2 protein-coding genes (1 of these 2 only partly in view) are annotated in these 17883 nt (G+C 71.5%); both read left to right on the forward strand.

Translation table 11 applies throughout. The features are described 5' to 3' along the window. A protein-coding gene (locus ABZS69_RS63410) for an amino acid adenylation domain-containing protein (RefSeq protein ID WP_355393599.1) crosses the window boundary here: on the forward strand, positions 1–6521 show its 3' portion. It extends 1921 nt beyond the left edge of the window; 6521 of the gene's 8442 nt are visible here — the last part of the coding sequence; its start codon lies off the left edge, out of view; its stop codon occupies positions 6519–6521. Then, a partial coding sequence (locus ABZS69_RS63415) for an amino acid adenylation domain-containing protein (protein ID WP_355393602.1) occupies positions 6521–17883 on the forward strand: 11363 nt, incomplete at its 3' end. The genes ABZS69_RS63410 and ABZS69_RS63415, both read left to right, overlap by 1 nt.

A 17883-nucleotide genomic window follows, 5' to 3' on the forward strand; every position in this document is an offset into this window, starting at 1 on the left:
TCGCGCTCGGCGGCCACTCGCTGCTCGCCATCCGCCTGGCGGAGCGGCTGCGTGCCCAGGGCGTGGACGTGCCCGTACGCGCCCTGTTCGAGACTCCCACCCCGGCCGGCCTGGCCGCGACGGCGGGCGTGGAGCGGGTGGCGGTGCCCGGCAACCTGATCCCCGCAGGGGCGACGGAGATCACCCCCGAACTGCTGCCGCTGGTGGACCTGACCGCCGAGGAGGTGGCGCGGGTCGTGGCCGCCGTCGAGGGCGGCGCCCCCAACGTGGCCGACGTCTATCCGCTCGCGCCGCTTCAGGAAGGGCTCCTGTTCCACCACCTCCTCGCGGAGGGCGGCCAGGACGCGTACGTGATGCCGACGGTGCTGGAGTTCGGCGACCGCGACCGCCTCGACGCCTTCCTGCGGGCGTTGCAGCAGGTCGTGGACCGGCACGACATCTACCGCACCTCGATCGGGTGGGACGGCCTGCGCGAGCCCGTCCAGGTGGTGTGGCGGCACGCGGTCGTGCCCGTCGAAGAGGTCACGCTGGACCCGTCGGGCGCCGACCAGGTGGCCGAGCTGATGGCACGCGGCGGCGCGTCCATGGACCTGGGCCGCGCTCCCATGATCGGCGTGCACACGGCGGCCCTGCCGGGCGGCCGGCGGGCGGCCCTGGTCAGGGTGCACCACATGGTGCAGGACCACATGGCGCTGGAGGTGCTGCTCGCCGAGGTCCTGGCCTTCCTCGACGGCCGCGAGGCGGAGCTGCCCGAGCCGCTGCCGTTCCGCGACTTCGTGGCCCAGGCCCGCGCCGCCGGCCAGGCCGATCACGAACGGTACTTCGCCGACCTGCTCGGCGACGTGACCGACCCGACCGCGCCGTTCGGGCTGGTGGAGGCCCGGGGCGACGGAAGCGGCGTCGTACGGGAGGCGGTGCCGTTCCCCTCGGCGGTCGAGCGGCGGCTGCGCGCGGTCGCCAGGCGGCTCGGGGTCAGCGCCGCGACACTCCTGCACGTGTCCTGGGCACGGGTGGTCGCGGCGGTGTCCGGCCGGGACGACGTGGTCTTCGGCACGGTCCTGTTCGGTCGCATGCACGCCGGGCTCGCTGCGGGCCAGGTGCCCGGCCCGTACATCAACACCCTTCCGGTACGCGTCCGCACGCACGAGCTGACCGTGCTGAGCGCCGTGGCCGCCATGCGTGGGCAGCTCGCCCGGCTCATGGAGCACGAGCACGCGCCGCTGACGGTCGCGCGGCAGGCCAGCGGCGTGGCGGGCGACGCGCCGCTGTTCACCTCCTTTCTCAACTACCGGCACAACACCGGGCGGGGCGGCGACGGCAGGCGGGCCCCCGAGGGGATCCGGCTGCTGCTCGCCCGTGAGCGCACCAACTATCCGCTCGGGGTGGCGGTCGAGGACGACGGGGACGGGCTCGCGGTCACCGTCGACGCGGTCGCTCCCATCGACGCCCGGGCGGTGGGAATGCTGGCGCTCACCGCCGCGCGGAATCTCGTAGCGGCGCTGGAGGACGCGCTGGACGGGGGTCCGGACGCGGCGCTCGGCGCCGTGGAGGTCCTGGACACCGCCGAGCTGGGGCGGATCCTGCGGGAGTGGAACGACACGGCGGCCGAGGTGCCCGACGTGACGTTGACGGAGCTGTTCGAGGGGCAGGCGGGCCGTACGCCGGACGCGGTGGCGGTGGTCGCCGGCGGCGTGACATTGTCGTACGCGGAGGTGGACGAGCGGGCCTCGCGGTTGGCGGGGCTGCTGCGCCGCCGTGGCGTCGGGCCCGAGTCGGTGGTCGCGGTGGCCATGGAACGCGATGCGGACCTGGTCGTCGCCCTGCTGGCGGTGCTCAAGGCCGGGGGTGCCTACCTGCCGATCGATCCGGAGTATCCGGCGGAGCGGGTCGCCTACATGCTGCGCGACGCCGCCCCGGTCGTGGTTCTCGCCTCGCCGGGCACGGCTGCGCTGTTGCCGCCGTCGGAGGTGGAGACGCTCGTCGTGGACGGCACGTATGCCGGCGAACCCCTTCGGAGCGGGCAGAGGCCATCGCCCGACCACCCGGCGTACGTGATCTACACCTCGGGTTCGACGGGTCGTCCGAAGGGCGTGGTGATCTCGCATCGGGCGCTGGTCAACCACCTCGGCGCGGCCGCTGAGCGGGTGCCGCTCGGCGGGGCGGACTGCCTGGTCGCGGTGACGACGGTGTCCTTCGACATCGCGGCCCTGGAACTGTTCCTGCCGCTCGTGCGCGGGGCCAGGGTGCTGCTGGCACCCCGGGAGACGGTACGCGAACCGGCCGCGCTGCTGGACCTGGTGCGGGACGGCGGTGCGACGGTCATGCAGGCGGTGCCGTCGCTGTGGCGGGCCCTGCTCGAGGCCGGCGCCTGGCCGGAGGGGCTGCGGATGCTGGTCGGCGGTGAGGCGCTGCCGGGGGAACTGGCCGCCCGGATCCAGGTCCTCGGCGCGCGGGCCGAGAACCTGTACGGCCCGACGGAGGCCACCGTGTGGGCGACGTCGGCGGCGGTCGGGGAAGGGCCGGTCGTGATCGGGCGGCCCTTCGCGAACACACGGGCATACGTGCTGGACAAGGCGTTGCGGCCGGTGGCTCCCGGGGTGGCGGGCGAGCTGTATCTGGCGGGCGTGCAACTGGCGCGCGGTTACCTGCGACGGCCGGGGCTGACCGCGGAGCGGTTCGTGGCCGCGCCGTTCGGCCCGGCCGGCGAGCGGATGTACCGGACCGGTGATCTGGCGCGCTGGCAGGCCGACGGCACGTTGGAGTGTCTCGGGCGCGTCGACGACCAGGTCAAGGTGCGGGGTTTCCGGATCGAACTGGGCGAGGTCGAGGCGGTGCTCGAACGCCATGACCGGGTGGCGCTGGCGGCCGTGGCGGTACGCGAGGATCCGGGCGGTGGCGGGATGCGGCTGGTCGGCTACGTCGTCCCGGCTGACGGGCACGCCACATCCGACATTCCTGACTTGCGGGAATTCGTCGGGCGGCACCTGCCCGCGTACATGGTGCCGGCCGCGGTGATGGCACTCGACGCGCTGCCCCTGACGGCGAACGGGAAGGTGGACCGCCGGTCTCTGCCCGCTCCCGAGTTCGCGGGCGGCGCGGGGCGCGGTCCGGCGACCCTGCAGGAGGAGCTGCTCTGCGGCGTCTTCGCCGAGATCCTCGGGCTGGCCGAGGTGGGGGTGGAGGACGACTTCTTCGCGCTGGGCGGCCACTCGCTGCTGGCGGTGCGGCTGATCAGCCGGGTCCGGACGGTGCTCGGGGCCGAGGTGCCCCTGCGGCTGCTCTTCGAGGCCCCGACGGTGGCCGGGCTGGCGGCCCGGCTCGGCGGTGTCCCGGATGCCCGCGTTCCGCTGGCGGCGATGGAACGGCCGGAACGGGTGCCGCTGTCGTTCGCGCAGCGGCGGCTGTGGTTCCTGGGACGGCTGGAAGGGCCGAGCGCCACGTACAACATCCCGGTCGTGCTGCGGCTTTCCGGGGGTGTCGACCGGGCGGCGTTGAACGCCGCGCTGCGGGATGTGCTCGGGCGTCACGAGGTGCTGCGGACCGTGTATCTCGAGGTGGACGGGGAGCCGTACCAGCAGGTCGTGAACAGCCCCGGCTGGGAGCTGGCCGTCGCCGAGGTGGCTCCGGCCGAGCTCGACGCCGCGGTGGCGGAAGTGGTGGGGCGGGCCTTCGATCTGACGGCGGACCTGCCGGTCCGGGCCTCGTTGCTCTCGGACGGGTCGGGGGAGCAGGTGCTGGTGGTGGTGATCCATCACATCGCCGGTGACGGTTGGTCGCTGGGGCCGTTGGCGCGGGATGTGTCGGTGGCGTACGCGGCGCGGTGCGGCGGTGTGGCTCCGGGGTGGGAGCCGTTGCCGGTGCAGTACGCGGATTACGCGTTGTGGCAGCGGGAGCTTCTGGGGGACGAGGGCGACGGCGGCAGCGTGCTGTCGCGGCAGGTGGCGTACTGGCGGGAGGCGCTGGCGGGGGCGCCGGAGGAGCTGGCGTTGCCGGTGGATCGCGTGCGGCCGGCGGTGGCTTCTTACCGTGGTCACACGGTGCCGGTGGAGGTGCCGGTGGAGGTGCATGCGCGGCTGGTGGAGGTGGCGCGGGCCGAGGGTGTGACCACGTTCATGGTGGTGCAGGCCGCGTTGGCGGTGTTGTTGTCGCGGCTGGGCGCTGGGACCGACCTCCCGATCGGCGCGGCGAACGCGGGGCGTACGGATGAGGCGCTGGAGGACCTGGTCGGGTTCTTCGTCAACACCCTCGTCGTACGCGTGGACCTGTCAGGGGATCCGACGTTCAGGGAACTGCTGGGGCGGGTGCGGGGGGCGAGCCTGGCCGCCTTCGACCATCAGGACGTGCCGTTCGAGCGGTTGGTGGAGGAGCTGGCGCCGTCGCGGTCGATGGCTCGGCATCCGCTGTTCCAGGTGATGCTGACGCTCCAGAACACCGGTGCGGCGGAGCTGGAGCTGCCGGGTGTGGGGGCTTCGGGGATGCCGGTGGCCGCGGCCGCCAAGTTCGATCTGGAGCTGGGGCTGGCGGAGGTGACCGGTCCCTCGGGGGCGGCGATGGGGCTGCGCGGGTCTTTGGTGGCTGCCGCGGATCTGTTCGATCGGGAGTCGGTCGAAAGGCTGGTCGCGCGGTGGGTGCGGGTGCTGGATGCGCTGACGAGCGCGCCGCGGACGCGGTTGGGCAGCGTCGATGTGCTGGATGCCGGGGAGCGGCGGCGGGTGCTCGTGGAGTGGAACTCGACGGATGCCGAGGTGCCGTCCGGGACGTTGGTGGAGTTGTTCGAGGCGCGGGTGGCGGCGGTTCCGGGTGCGGTGGCGGTGGTTGGGGACGGGGTGGAGTTGTCGTTCGCGGAGGTGGATGGGCGGGCGAATCGGTTGGCGCGGTTGTTGGTGGCTCGTGGTGTCGGGGTGGAGTCGGTGGTGGGGGTGTGTTTGGAGCGTGGTGTCGATCTGGTGGTGGCGTTGCTGGCTGTGCTCAAGGCGGGGGCCGCTTATCTGCCGGTGGACCCGGAGTATCCGGCTGAGCGGATGGCCTACCTGGTGGAGCAGGCTGGTGCTGCGTGTGTGATTGCTTCGGCGGGGGTGGGGCTGCCTGCCGGTGTGGTGCGGGTCGGGGTGGGGGATGCGGCGGGGTTGTCGGGCGAGCCGCTGACGGAGGGCGAGCGCGGCGGCGCGCTGGATGGGGGGAATGCGGCGTATGTGATGTTCACCTCGGGCTCGACCGGACGGCCTAAGGGCGTGGTGGTGCCGCATGCGGGTGTGGTGAATCGGCTGGCTTGGATGCAGGAGCGCTTGCGGTTGGCCCCGGGTGAGCGGGTGCTGCAGAAGACGTCGTTCGGGTTCGACGTGTCGGTGTGGGAGTTCTTCTGGCCGCTGTTGTGGGGTGGGGTGTTGGTGCTGGCGCGGCCCGGGGGGCAGCGGGATGCCGCTTATCTGGCGGAGTTGATCCAGCGGGAGAACGTGCGGGTGGCGCATTTCGTGCCGTCGATGTTGGAGGTGTTCCTGGCCGAGCCGGCCGCCGCGCAATGTGGCGGCCTGGAATGGGTGGTCTGTTCGGGTGAGGCGCTGCCGGTCCACGCGGTGCGGCGGTTCTTCGAGGTGCTGGGTGGGGTGGGGCTGGAGAACTATTACGGGCCGACGGAGGCGTCGATCGATGTGACGGCCTGGCGGTGTGTGCCTGGTGAGTCGGTGCCGATTGGGCGGCCGGTTGCCAATACGCGGGCGTTTGTGCTGGATGAGTTCCTTCGGCCGGTGCCGCCGGGTGTGGTGGGCGAGTTGTATCTGGCCGGGGTGCAGTTGGCGCGTGGCTATGTCGGTCGTGCGGGGTTGAGTGCCGAGCGGTTTGTGGCGTGTCCGTTCGGTGCCGGTGAGCGGATGTACCGGACCGGGGATCGGGCGAGCTGGTCTGCCGACGGTGAGCTGATCTTCGCTGGTCGGGTGGATGATCAGGTCAAGATCCGTGGGTTCCGGGTGGAGCCGGGTGAGGTCAGCACGGTGTTGGCGGGTTGTCCTGGGGTGGGACAGGTCGTGGTGGTGGCGCGGGAGGATGCGCCGGGGGACGTGCGGCTGGTGGCGTACGTGGTCCCCGCTGTGGTCGATGCCGAGGCGGTGCGGCGGTTCGCGGCGGAGCGGTTGCCGGAGTACATGGTGCCGTCCGCCGTGGTCGGGCTGGACGCGCTGCCGGTGTCGGTCAACGGCAAGCTCGATCGCAGAGCGTTGCCCGCTCCCGAGTACCGCGTGAGCGCTCATCGAAAACCCGCAGGCCGCGAGGAAGAGATCTTGTGCGAGGCGTTCGCGCAGGTGCTCCGTCTGGAGAGCGTCGGGGTCGATGACGACTTCTTCGCGCTGGGCGGGCATTCGCTGCTGGCGGTGCGGCTGGTCAGCCGGATCCGGGCGGCGTTGGGGGTGGAAGTGCCGTTGAAGGTCCTGCTGGAAGCCCCGACGGTTGCGGGACTTGCACGACAGCTCGGCCATCTCAAGTCAGCGAGGCCGGCGTTGCGGCCCATGCGTACCAAGAAGGAGTCCTGATGATTCCGTTGTCTTTCGCGCAGCGCCGGTTGTGGTTCGTCGCCCAGTCGGAGGGGCCGAGCGCGACCTACAACATGCCGGTCGTGCTGAGGCTGTCGGGAGAGGTGGACCGGCAGGCCCTGGGGCTGGCGCTCCGGGATGTGATCGAGCGGCACGAAGTGCTGCGCACGGTCTTCCCGGTGGCGGAGGGGGAGCCGTACCAGGAGGTGGTGGCCTTCGACGAGCTGGCGTGGGAGCTGGCGGTGACCGAGGTCGCCGCTGACGAGCTGCCCGCGGCGGTGGCCGGGGCGGCCGCGTACCCCTTCGACCTGTCGTCGGAGGTGCCGATCCGGGCGTGGCTGTTCGAGGCCGCCGGGACGGATGAGCGGGTGCTGGTGGTCGTCGTCCATCACATCGCCAGTGACGGATGGTCGATGGGGCCGCTGGCGCGTGACGTGTCGTCGGCTTATGCGGCGCGGCGCGAGGGGCGGGCCCCGGCGTGGGAGCCGCTGCCGGTGCAGTACGCGGACTACACGCTGTGGCAGCGTGAGCTGCTCGGTGACGAGCAGGACCCGGACAGCCTGATCTCCACTCAGCTGGCGTACTGGCGCGAGACGCTGGCCGGTGTCCCGGAGGAGCTGGAGCTGCCGTTCGATCGGCCGCGGCCGGCGGCGGCGTCGCACCGTGGCCACACGGTGCCGATCGAGGTGTCCGCTGAGGTGCACGCGCGGCTCGTGGAGCTGGCGCGGGCCGAGGGCGTGACCATGTTCATGGTGGTGCAGGCCGCGCTTGCCGCGTTGTTGTCGCGGCTGGGGGCCGGGACGGACCTCCCGATCGGCACGACGGTGGCCGGTCGTACGGATGTCGCTCTGGATGACCTGGTGGGCTTCTTCGTCAACAACGTGGTGCTGCGGACTGATCTGTCCGGCGACCCGACGTTCATCGACGTGCTGTCCCGGGTGCGGCAGGTCGGGTGGACCGCGTTCGCGCACCAGGAGCTGCCGTTCGAGCGGTTGGTGGAGGAGCTGGCTCCGGCGCGGTCGATGGCCCGGCATCCGCTGTTCCAGGTGATGTTCAAGGTGCAGAACAACGCCGAAGCGGTGCTGGAGCTGCCGGGATCGCGGGCCGAGGGCGTGTCCGCGGCCGTGTCGGCAGAGGTCTCGGCAGGGATGTCGGCGGCGAAGTTCGATCTGGACTTCACGGTGGAGGAGGTGCCAGGACCCGGTGGGCTGCGGGGGTCGTTGGTGGCCGCGGCGGATCTTTTCGATCGGTCGTCGGCGGAGGTGGTGGTGGCACGCCTGGTGCGAGTGCTGGAGGCGGTGACCGCTGAGCCGTTGACGCGGCTGAGTGAGATTGAGGTCTTGGCGGCGGACGAGTGCCGGCGGGTGCTGGTGGCGTGGAACGACACGGCGGCCGAGGTGGGCGCGGAGTCGTTGGTGGAGTTGTTCGAGGCGCAGGTGGCGCGGTCGCCGGAAGCGGTGGCGTTGGTGGCCGGAGGGGTGGGGCTGTCGTATGCGGAGGTGGAGGAGCGGGCGAATCGGGTGGCGCGGTTGCTGGTGGCGCGCGGCGTCGGGGCGGAGTCGGTGGTCGGCGTGTGCCTGGAGCGTGGCGCGGACCTGATCGTGGCCCTGCTGGGGGTGTTGAAGGCGGGTGGCGCTTATGTGGCGCTGGATCCGGCGTATCCGGTGGATCGGCTGCGGTGGATGGTGGCCGATGCCGCGCCGGTGGTGGTTCTGGCCTCGGCCCGGACGGCGGGTGTGGTCACGGGTGACGTGGTCGTGCTGGACGATCCGGCCGTGGTCGCCGAGCTGGCCGCCTGTCCAGAGGGCGGGCCGGGTGTTCGGGTGCGGGGTGGAAGCGCGGCGTACGTGGTCTACACCTCGGGGTCGACGGGGCGGCCGAAGGGCGTGGTGGTGCCGCACGCGGGCGTGGTGAGCCTGTGCGAGTGGTCGGGGCGGTGGGTGCTGCCGGGGGAGCGGCGGTGGCGGGTGGCGTTGACGACGTCGGTGTCGTTCGACGCGTCGTGGAACCAGCTGGCGGCGTTGTTCACCGGTCATGAGCTGCATGTGGTGGACGGGGAGACGTGGCTGGACGCTGGCCGGCTGGTGGGCTGGCTGGCCGCCGGTGGGATCGACTTCATGGAGGTGACGCCGTCGTACGCGCAGGTGCTGGTGGAGGCCGGGCTGCTGGAGCGGGCCGGGCTGCGGCAACTGGGCGTGGGGGGCGAGGCGGTGCCGCCGGCGCTGTGGCGGCGACTGGCCGACAGCGGGATCCGCGGGGTCAACTTCTACGGTCCCAGCGAGTGCACGGTGGACACCGCGGTCGCGGAAATCGACGGTGCGGTGGGGCCGGTGGTGGGGCCGCCGGTGGCCAACATGCGGGCGTATGTGCTGGATGACCGGCTTGCGCCGGTGCCGGTGGGGGTGGCCGGCGAGTTGTACGTGGCCGGTGCGGGGGTGGCACGCGGGTATGCCGGTCGCGCCGGGCTGACCGGTGAGCGGTTCGTGGCGTGCCCGTTCGAGGGCGGGGAGCGGATGTACCGGACCGGCGACCGGGTGCGCTGGTCCGCCGACGGCCGGCTGGTGTTCCTGGGCCGGGTCGACGATCAGGTGAAGGTGCGCGGCTTCCGGGTGGAGCCGGGCGAGGTCAGCGCGGTGCTGGCCGGCTGCCCGGAGGTGGCGCAGGCGGCGGTGGTGGCACGCGAGGACGCGCCGGGCGATGTGCGGTTGGTCGCCTACGTGGTCCCGGCCGATCCGCGTGGAGAGGCGGGTTCCGCCGGTTCCCGCCTGGGCGACGTGGTGCGGGACTTCCTGGGTGAGCGGTTGCCGGAGTACATGGTGCCGTCGGCGGTGATGGTGCTGGAGACGTTGCCGCGCAACGCCAACGGCAAGCTGGATCGCGACGCGCTGCCGGTTCCCGGGCATGCGGCCGGGGCGGGGCGCGGGCCCGTCAACGCTCGGGAGGAGGTGGTGTGCGCGGCGTTCGCCGAGGTGCTCGGCGTGGAGAACGTGGGTGTCGATGATGACTTCTTCGCTCTGGGCGGGCAGTCGCTGCTGGCGATCCGCCTGGTGGCGTTGTTGCAGGCGCGGGCGGTGTCGGTGTCGGTACGGTCGTTCTTCCAGGCGCCCACGCCGGCGGGGCTGGCGCGTTCGGCCGGCGAAGTGCGGGTGGAGGTGCCGGACAATCGCATCCCGTTCGGTGCGACGGTGATCACGCCGGAGATGTTGCCCTTGGTGGATCTTTCGGTGGAGGAGATCGGCCGGTTGGCGGCCACGGTCGAGGGTGGTGCGGCGAACATCGCCGATGTCTACCCGTTGGCGCCGTTGCAGGAGGGGTTGCTGTTCCATCACCTGCTGGCCGACGGTGGCGAGGACGCGTACGTGATGCCGACGGTCCTGGAGTTCGACTCCCGCGAGCGGCTGGACGCCTTCCTCGGCGCGGTCCAGCAGGTCATGGACCGGCACGACGTCTACCGCACGTCCATCGTGTGGGAAGGGCTGCGCGAGCCGGTGCAGGTGGTGTGGCGGCACGCCGTCCTGCCGGTCGAGGAGGTGACGCTGGACGCGCCGGGCGATGAGCTGGTCGAGCGGCTGGTGGAGGCCGTCGGACAGGTGATGGACCTGGAGCGGGCCCCGCTGATGAGCGTGCACGTCACCCCGGTGCCGGGCACCGGCCGGTGGCTGGGGCTGGTACGGACGCATCACATCGTGCGCGACCACACGGCGCTGGAGATCGTCCTGAGGGAGGTACGGGCGATCCTCACCCACCGTGACGGCGCGCTGTCCCGGCCGCTGCCGTTCCGGAACTTCGTGGCCCAGGCCCGCGGGGCGGTGCGGCGCGAGGAGCACGAACGGTATTTCGCGGACCTGCTCGGCGACGTGACCGAGCCGACCGCCCCGTTCGGCATGGTGGACATCCGCGGCGACGGTGCCGGGGCGGTGCGGAAAGTGGTGCCGTTCCCGGCGGAGCTGCACGGCCGGCTGCTCGAAGTGGCGCGGCGGGTGGGGGCGAGTCCGGCGACGTTGCTGCACGTGGCGTGGGCGCGGGCGCTGGCGGCGGTGTCTGGGCGGGACGATGTGGTGTTCGGCACGGTCCTGTTCGGCCGCATGAACGCGGGCACCGGCTCCGACCAGGTCCCGGGGCCGTACATGAACACGTTGCCGGTGCGGGTGCGTACCGATGGGGTGGGTGTGCTGGGGGCGGTGTCGGCGATGCGTGGGCAACTGGCCGCTCTGCTGGAGCACGAGCATGCGCCGTTGACGCTCGCGCAGCAGGCCAGTGGGGTGTCGGGTGACCTGCCGCTGTTCACCGCGCTGTTCAACTACCGGCACAACACCGCGCCGCCCAGGGAACAGCAGGACGGCGCCGCTGACGGGGCACTCGACGGGATCAGCCTCGTGTACCTGCGCGAGCGCACCAACTATCCGCTGCTGGTGTCGGTGGACGACGACGGGGATCGGATCTCGCTGGCGGTGGACGCGGTCGCGCCGATCGATCCGTGGGCGGTGGGCGTGCTGGTGCGTACTGCGGTCGGGAATCTGGTGGGGGCGTTGGAGGACTGTCTGGCGGGTGGGCCGGAGGCGCCGTTGGGTGCGGTGGCGGTGCTGGGGGCCGAGGAGCTGGGCCGGTTGCTGGGTGAGTGGAATGACACGGCGGTGGAGGTGGCGCCGGCGACGGTGGCGGAGTTGTTCGAGGCTCAGGTGGTGCGGACGCCGGGGGCGGTCGCGGTGGCCTGTGATGGGGTGGAGGTCTCCTACGCGGAGTTGGACGAGCGGGCCGGTCGGCTGGCGGGGGTGCTGGCGGGCCGGGGTGTCGGGGCGGAGTCGGTGGTCGGGATCTGTCTTCCGCGGGGTGTGGAGCTGGTGGTGGCGGTGCTGGCGGTGTTGAAGGCGGGTGGGGCGTATCTGCCGATCGATGCCGGTTACCCGGTGGACCGCATCGCCTTCATGCTGGCGGACGCGAACGCCGTTACGGTGCTGACCTCTGCCGCCTTCAAAGAGAAACTGCCTCAGGACGTTTCCTGTGTGCTCCTGGACGCCGACGATCTGGAGTCGGCCGCCGGGGAAATGAACGAGCCGGTCAGGGCTCTGCCGGGCCATGCGGCTTATGTGATTTACACGTCGGGTTCGACGGGGCGGCCGAAGGGGGTGATGGTGGAGCATCGTTCGGTGGTGGGGTTCTTGGATTGGGCGGTGCGGGAGTTCGGTGGTGCGGATTTCGAGCGGGTGTTGTTTTCGACGTCGTTGAATTTCGATGTGTCGGTGTTCGAGTTGTTCGGTCCGTTGGTGTCGGGCGGTTGTGTGGAGGTGGTGCCGGATCTGCTGGCGGTGGCCGACGGCGGTCGGGTGTTGGATGGGGTGAGTTTGGTCAGTGGGGTGCCGTCGGCGTTCGCGCAGGTGGTGGCGGCTGGGGTGTTGGGGGTGCGGCCGCGTACGGTGGTGCTGGCGGGTGAGGCGTTGTCCGGTGATGTGGTGGCCGGGATCCGTTCGGTGCTGCCCGGGGCGCGGGTGGCCAACATTTACGGCCCCACCGAGGCGACGGTCTACGCGACCGCTTGGTATGCGGGTGAGGACGTGGGCCCGGTGGTGCCGATCGGTCGGCCGGTCTCTAATACCCGGGTTTATGTGTTGGACGGGGCGATGAAACCGGCTCCGATCGGGGTTGCCGGGGAGTTGTACATCGCCGGGGGCGGTCTGGCGCGTGGGTATCTGGGGCGTGCGGGGTTGACGGGTGAGCGGTTCGTGGCGGATCCGTTCTCGGCGGGTGGGCGGTTGTATCGCACGGGTGATGTGGTGCGCTGGAACGCCGACGGTCAGGTGGAGTATCTGGGCCGGGTGGATGAGCAGGTCAAGGTGCGCGGGTTCCGGATCGAGCTGGGCGAGGTGCAGGCGGCGGTGGCGGCGCATCCGGGGGTGGCGCGGGCCGCGGTGGTCGCGCGGGAGGACACGCCTGGTGACAAGCGGCTGGTCGCTTATGTCGTCCTGCGCGAGGCCACCGTCGAGGAGGTGGCGGGGTTCGTCGCGGATCGGCTGCCGGGTTACATGGTGCCTTCGGCGTTCGTCGCGATGGACGCGCTGCCGCTGAACGCCAACGGCAAGCTCGACCGTAAAGCCCTGCCCGCCCCCCACTACACCGGCCAGGCGAGCCGGGGCCCGGCCACCGTACGCGAGGAAATTCTGTGTACGGCCTTCAGCGAGGTCCTGGCGGTGGAGACCGTCGGCGTGGACGACGACTTCTTCACCCTGGGCGGCCACTCGCTGCTGGCGATCCGCCTGGTGGCGCTGCTGCGGGCACGAGGCGTCTCGGTGTCGGTACGCGCCCTGTTCGACGCCCCCACCCCGGCCGGGCTGGCGGTGTCGGTGGGCGAGACCCAGGTGGAGGTGCCGGAGAACCGCATCCCGTTCGGTGCGACGGTGATCACGCCGGAGATGCTGCCCTTGGTGGATCTGTCGGTGGAGGAGATCGGCAGGTTGGCGGCCACGGTCGAGGGTGGTGCGGCGAACATCGCCGATGTCTACCCGTTGGCGCCGTTGCAGGAGGGGTTGCTGTTCCATCACCTGCTGGCGGACGGTGGTGAGGACGCGTATGTGATGCCGACGGTCCTGGAGTTCGACTCCCGTGCGCGGCTGGACGCGTTCACGGACGCGTTGCAGCAGGTGGTGGACCGGCACGACGTCTACCGCACCTCGATCGTGTGGGAGGGGTTGCGCGAGCCGGTGCAGGTGGTGTGGCGGCGTGCGGTCCTGCCGGTCGAGGAGGCGACGCTGACCGGCACGGACCCGGTGGCCGAGCTGGTCGCCGGGGCCGGCACGTCGATGGACCTGAGCCAGGCTCCGCTGATCCGGACGCGCACGGTCGCCGTGCCGGGCAGCGGCAGGTGGCTGGCCCTGGTACGGATCCACCACATGGTGCAGGACCACACGGCCCTGGAGGTGCTGCTCGCCGAGGTACGGGCCTTCCTCACCGGCAACGGCGGGCACCTGGCGCCGCCGCTGCCGTTCCGCGACTTCGTCGCCCAGGCCAGGAGCGCGACCGAGCGCTCCGACCACGAACGGTACTTCGCGGACCTGCTCGGCGACGTGACCGAGCCGACCGCCCCGTTCGGCCTGGTGGACGCGCGCGGCGACGGCATGGGCACCGTCCGGGCCCGGGTCGGCCTGGAGGACGAGGTCCACACCCGGCTGCTCGAGGTGGCGCGGCGGGTGGGGGCGAGTCCGGCGACGTTGCTGCATGTGGCGTGGGCGCGGGCGCTGGCGGCGGTGTCCGGTCGGGACGATGTGGTGTTCGGCACGGTCCTGTTCGGCCGCATGAGCACCAGCGCCGGTTCGGAGCGCGTGCCCGGGCCGTTCATCAACACGTTGCCGGTGCGGGTGCGTACCGATGGGGTGGGTGTGCTGGGGGCGGTGGCGGCGATGCGTGGGCAGCTGGCCGCTCTGCTGGAGCATGAGCATGCGCCGTTGACGCTCGCGCAGCGGGCCAGTGGGGTGTCGGGTGACCTGCCGCTGTTCACCGCGCTGTTCAACTACCGCCACAACACCTCCGGTGAGCCCGTCGAACAGGGCGGGGACGACGGCCTCGAAGGCATCAGAAGGGTCTACTTCAAGGAGCGCACCAACTATCCGCTGCTGGTGTCGGTGGATGACGACGGGGATCGGATCTCGCTGGCGGTGGACGCGGTCGCGCCCATCGACCCCCGCGCCGTCGGTGTGCTGGTGCGCACTGCCGTCGGCAACCTGGTGGGGGCGTTGGAGGACTGTCTGGCGGGTGGGCCGGAGGCGCCGTTGGGTGCGGTGGCGGTGCTGGGGGCCGAGGAGCTGGGCCGGTTGCTGGGTGAGTGGAATGACACTGCGGTGGAGGTGGCGCCGGCGACGGTGGCGGAGTTGTTCGAGGCTCAGGTGGCACGGACGCCGGGGGCGGTCGCGGTGGCCTGTGACGGGGTGGAGGTCTCCTACGCGGAGTTGGACGAGCGGGCCGGTCGGCTGGCGGGGGTGCTGGCGGGCCGGGGTGTGGGGGCGGAGTCGGTGGTCGGGATCTGTCTTCCGCGTGGCGTGGAGCTGGTCGTGGCGGTGCTGGCGGTGTTGAAGGCGGGTGGGGCGTATCTGCCGATCGATGCCGGTTATCCGGTGGACCGCATCGCCTTCATGCTGACGGACACCGAGGCCGTCACCGTGGTGACGACGACGGACCTGATGGATCGCCTTCCCGCGAACGTGGAACCCGTGCTCATCGACGGCCCGGCGCCGGCCGCCGGGGTAATGAACGAGCCGGTCAGGGCTCTGCCGGGTCATGCGGCTTATGTGATTTACACGTCGGGTTCGACGGGGCGGCCGAAGGGGGTGATGGTGGAGCACTGTTCGGTGGTGGGGTTCCTGGATTGGGCGGTGCGGGAGTTCGGTGGTGCGGATTTCGAGCGGGTGTTGTTTTCGACGTCGTTGAATTTCGATGTGTCGGTGTTCGAGTTGTTCGGTCCGTTGGTGTCGGGCGGTTGTGTGGAGGTGGTGCCGGATCTGCTGGCGATCGCTGACGGTGGTCGGGTGTTGGATGGGGTGAGTTTGGTCAGTGGGGTGCCGTCGGCGTTCGCGCAGGTGGTGGCGGCTGGGGTGTTGGGGGTGCGGCCGCGGACGGTGGTGCTGGCGGGTGAGGCGTTGTCCGGTGATGTGGTGGCCGGGATCCGTTCGGTGCTGCCGGGGGCGCGGGTGGCCAACATTTACGGTCCCACCGAGGCGACGGTCTACGCGACCGCCTGGTACGCGGACGGAGACCTCAAGCCAGCGGTGCCGATCGGCCGGCCGGTGTCCAACACCCGGGTATACGTGCTGGACAAGGTGATGAACCCGGCCCCGATCGGAGTCGCCGGGGAGTTGTACATCGCCGGGGGCGGTCTGGCGCGTGGGTATCTGGGGCGTGCGGGGTTGACGAGTGAGCGGTTCGTCGCTGATCCGTTCTCGGCGGGTGGGCGGTTGTATCGCACGGGTGATGTGGTGCGCTGGAACGCCGACGGTCAGGTGGAGTATCTGGGCCGGGTGGATGAGCAGGTCAAGGTGCGCGGGTTCCGGATCGAGCTGGGCGAGGTGCAGGCGGCCGTGGCCGCGCATCCGGAGGTGGCGCGGGCCGCGGTGGTCGCGCGGGAGGACACGCCCGGTGACAAGCGGCTGGTCGCTTATGTCGTCCTGCGCGAGGCCACCGTCGAAGAAGTGGCGGCCACGGTGGCCGAGCGGCTGCCGAGCTACATGGTGCCCTCGGCGTTCGTCGCGATGGACGCGCTGCCGCTGAACGCCAACGGCAAGCTCGACCGCAAAGCCCTGCCCGCCCCCCACTACACCGGCCACGCCGGCCGAGGCCCGGCCGACCTGCGCGAGGAGATCCTCTGCGGGGTGTTCGCGCAGGTGCTGGGCCTCCCCGAGGTCGCGGTGGACGACGACTTCTTCGCGCTCGGCGGGCATTCGCTGCTGGCGGTGCGGCTGATCAGCCGGGTACGCACGGTCCTCGGCGTGGAAGTGCCGTTGCGGGCGCTGTTCGAGGCGCCCACGGTCGCGGCGCTGGCCGAGCGGCTGGCAGATGCCGACGGCGCACGGCTGGCGTTGACCGCGAGGGAACGGCCGGAGCGGGTGCCGCTGTCGTTCGCGCAGCGGCGGTTGTGGTTCATCAGTCAGCTTGAGGGGCCGAGCGCCACCTACAACGTGCCGATCGTGCTGCGGTTGTCGGGGGACGTCGATCGGGAGGCCCTCGGGCTGGCGCTGCGGGACGTGATCGGGCGGCACGAGGTGCTGCGGACGGTCTTCCCGGTCGCGGACGGCGAACCGTACCAGCAGGTCACCCAGCTCGACTGGACACTGTCGACCGTCCAGGTGACACCGGCCGACCTGGACGGCGCGGTCGCCCAGGCCGTGGGCCACGCGTTCGACCTCACCCGGGAGGTCCCGATGCGGGCGTGGCTGTTCGAGGCCGGGCCGGACGATCGGGTGCTCGTCGTGGTGCTGCACCACGCGGCCAGCGACGGCTGGTCGCGGGCGCCGCTGGCCCGCGACTTCTCGCTGGCGTACGCGGCCCGCCGCGCCGGCCGGGCGCCGGTTTGGGAGCCGCTGCCGGTGCAGTACGCCGACTACACCCTGTGGCAGCGCGAACTCCTGGGAGACGAACGCGACCCGGACAGCCTGATGTCACGCCAGGTCGCGTACTGGCGGCAGGCGCTGGCGGGAGCGCCGGAGGAACTGGCCCTGCCCTTCGACCGGCCGCGCCCGGCGGTGGCCTCGCATCGCGGATATTCCGTTCCGCTGGCGGTCCCGGCCGAGGTGCACGCGAGGCTGGCAGAGGTCGCGCGGGCCGAGGGCGTGACCACGTTCATGGTGCTGCAGGCCGCGCTGGCGGTGTTGTTGTCGCGGCTGGGCGCGGGGACCGACATCCCGATCGGGTCGGCGAACGCGGGCCGCACCGACGCGGCCCTCGAAGACCTCATCGGCTGCTTCGTCAACACCCTTGTCGTACGCGTGGACCTCACCGACGACCCGATGTTCGTCGACCTGCTGGGGCGGGTGCGGGAGCGGAGTTTGTCGGCGTTCGCGCATCAGGACGTGCCGTTCGAGCGGCTGGTGGAGGAGCTGGCCCCCGCGCGGTCGATGGCTCGCCACCCGCTGTTCCAGGTGGTCCTGACCAAGGGCGACACCGTGGACGCGGTGCTCGACGGCCTGCCCGTCGTCCGGCCGGGCGCCGCCTCGGCCGGGGCACGGGCGGCGAAGTTCGACCTCGATGTGATGGTGAGCGAGGCGTTCGACGGTCAGGGGGCGCCGGCGGGGGTGCGGGGGTCGATCACCGTGGCCACGGACCTGTTCGATGCGGTGTGGGCCGATCGTATCGCCGGCTACTGGGTGCGGGTGCTGGATGCGGTGGGTTCGGATCCGCGGGTCAGGGTGAGTGGTGTGGGGCTGCTGGACCTCGATGAGCGTCGTCGGGTGGTGGAGGAGTGGAATTCCACGGCGGTCGAGGGTTTGGACGCTTCGGTGGTGGAGTTGTTCGAGGCGCAGGATCCGGGTGCGGTGGCGGTGGTGGCCGATGGGGTCGAGGTCTGTTTCGGGGAGTTGGATGAGCGGGCCAATCGGCTGGCGCATGTCCTGATCGGCGAGGGCGTCCAGGCCGAGTCGGTGGTGGGTGTCTGTTTGGAGCGTGGTGTCGATCTGATCGTGGCGCTGCTGGCGGTCTGGAAGGCGGGGGCGGCGTATGTGCCGGTTGATCCCCGGCAGCCGGTGGAGCGGATCGCGTTCATGCTGGCTGACAGCCGTGCGGTGTTGACCGTCACCAGCGAGGAGATCGCCGAGGAACTGCCCGCTGGCCGGGCGCGGATGCTCACCCTGGACGACGCCTTCACCAGGATGCGGTTGGCCGCCGC

The organism is Nonomuraea sp. NPDC005650, from assembly GCF_040605375.1.
GTDB lineage: Bacteria > Actinomycetota > Actinomycetes > Streptosporangiales > Streptosporangiaceae > Nonomuraea.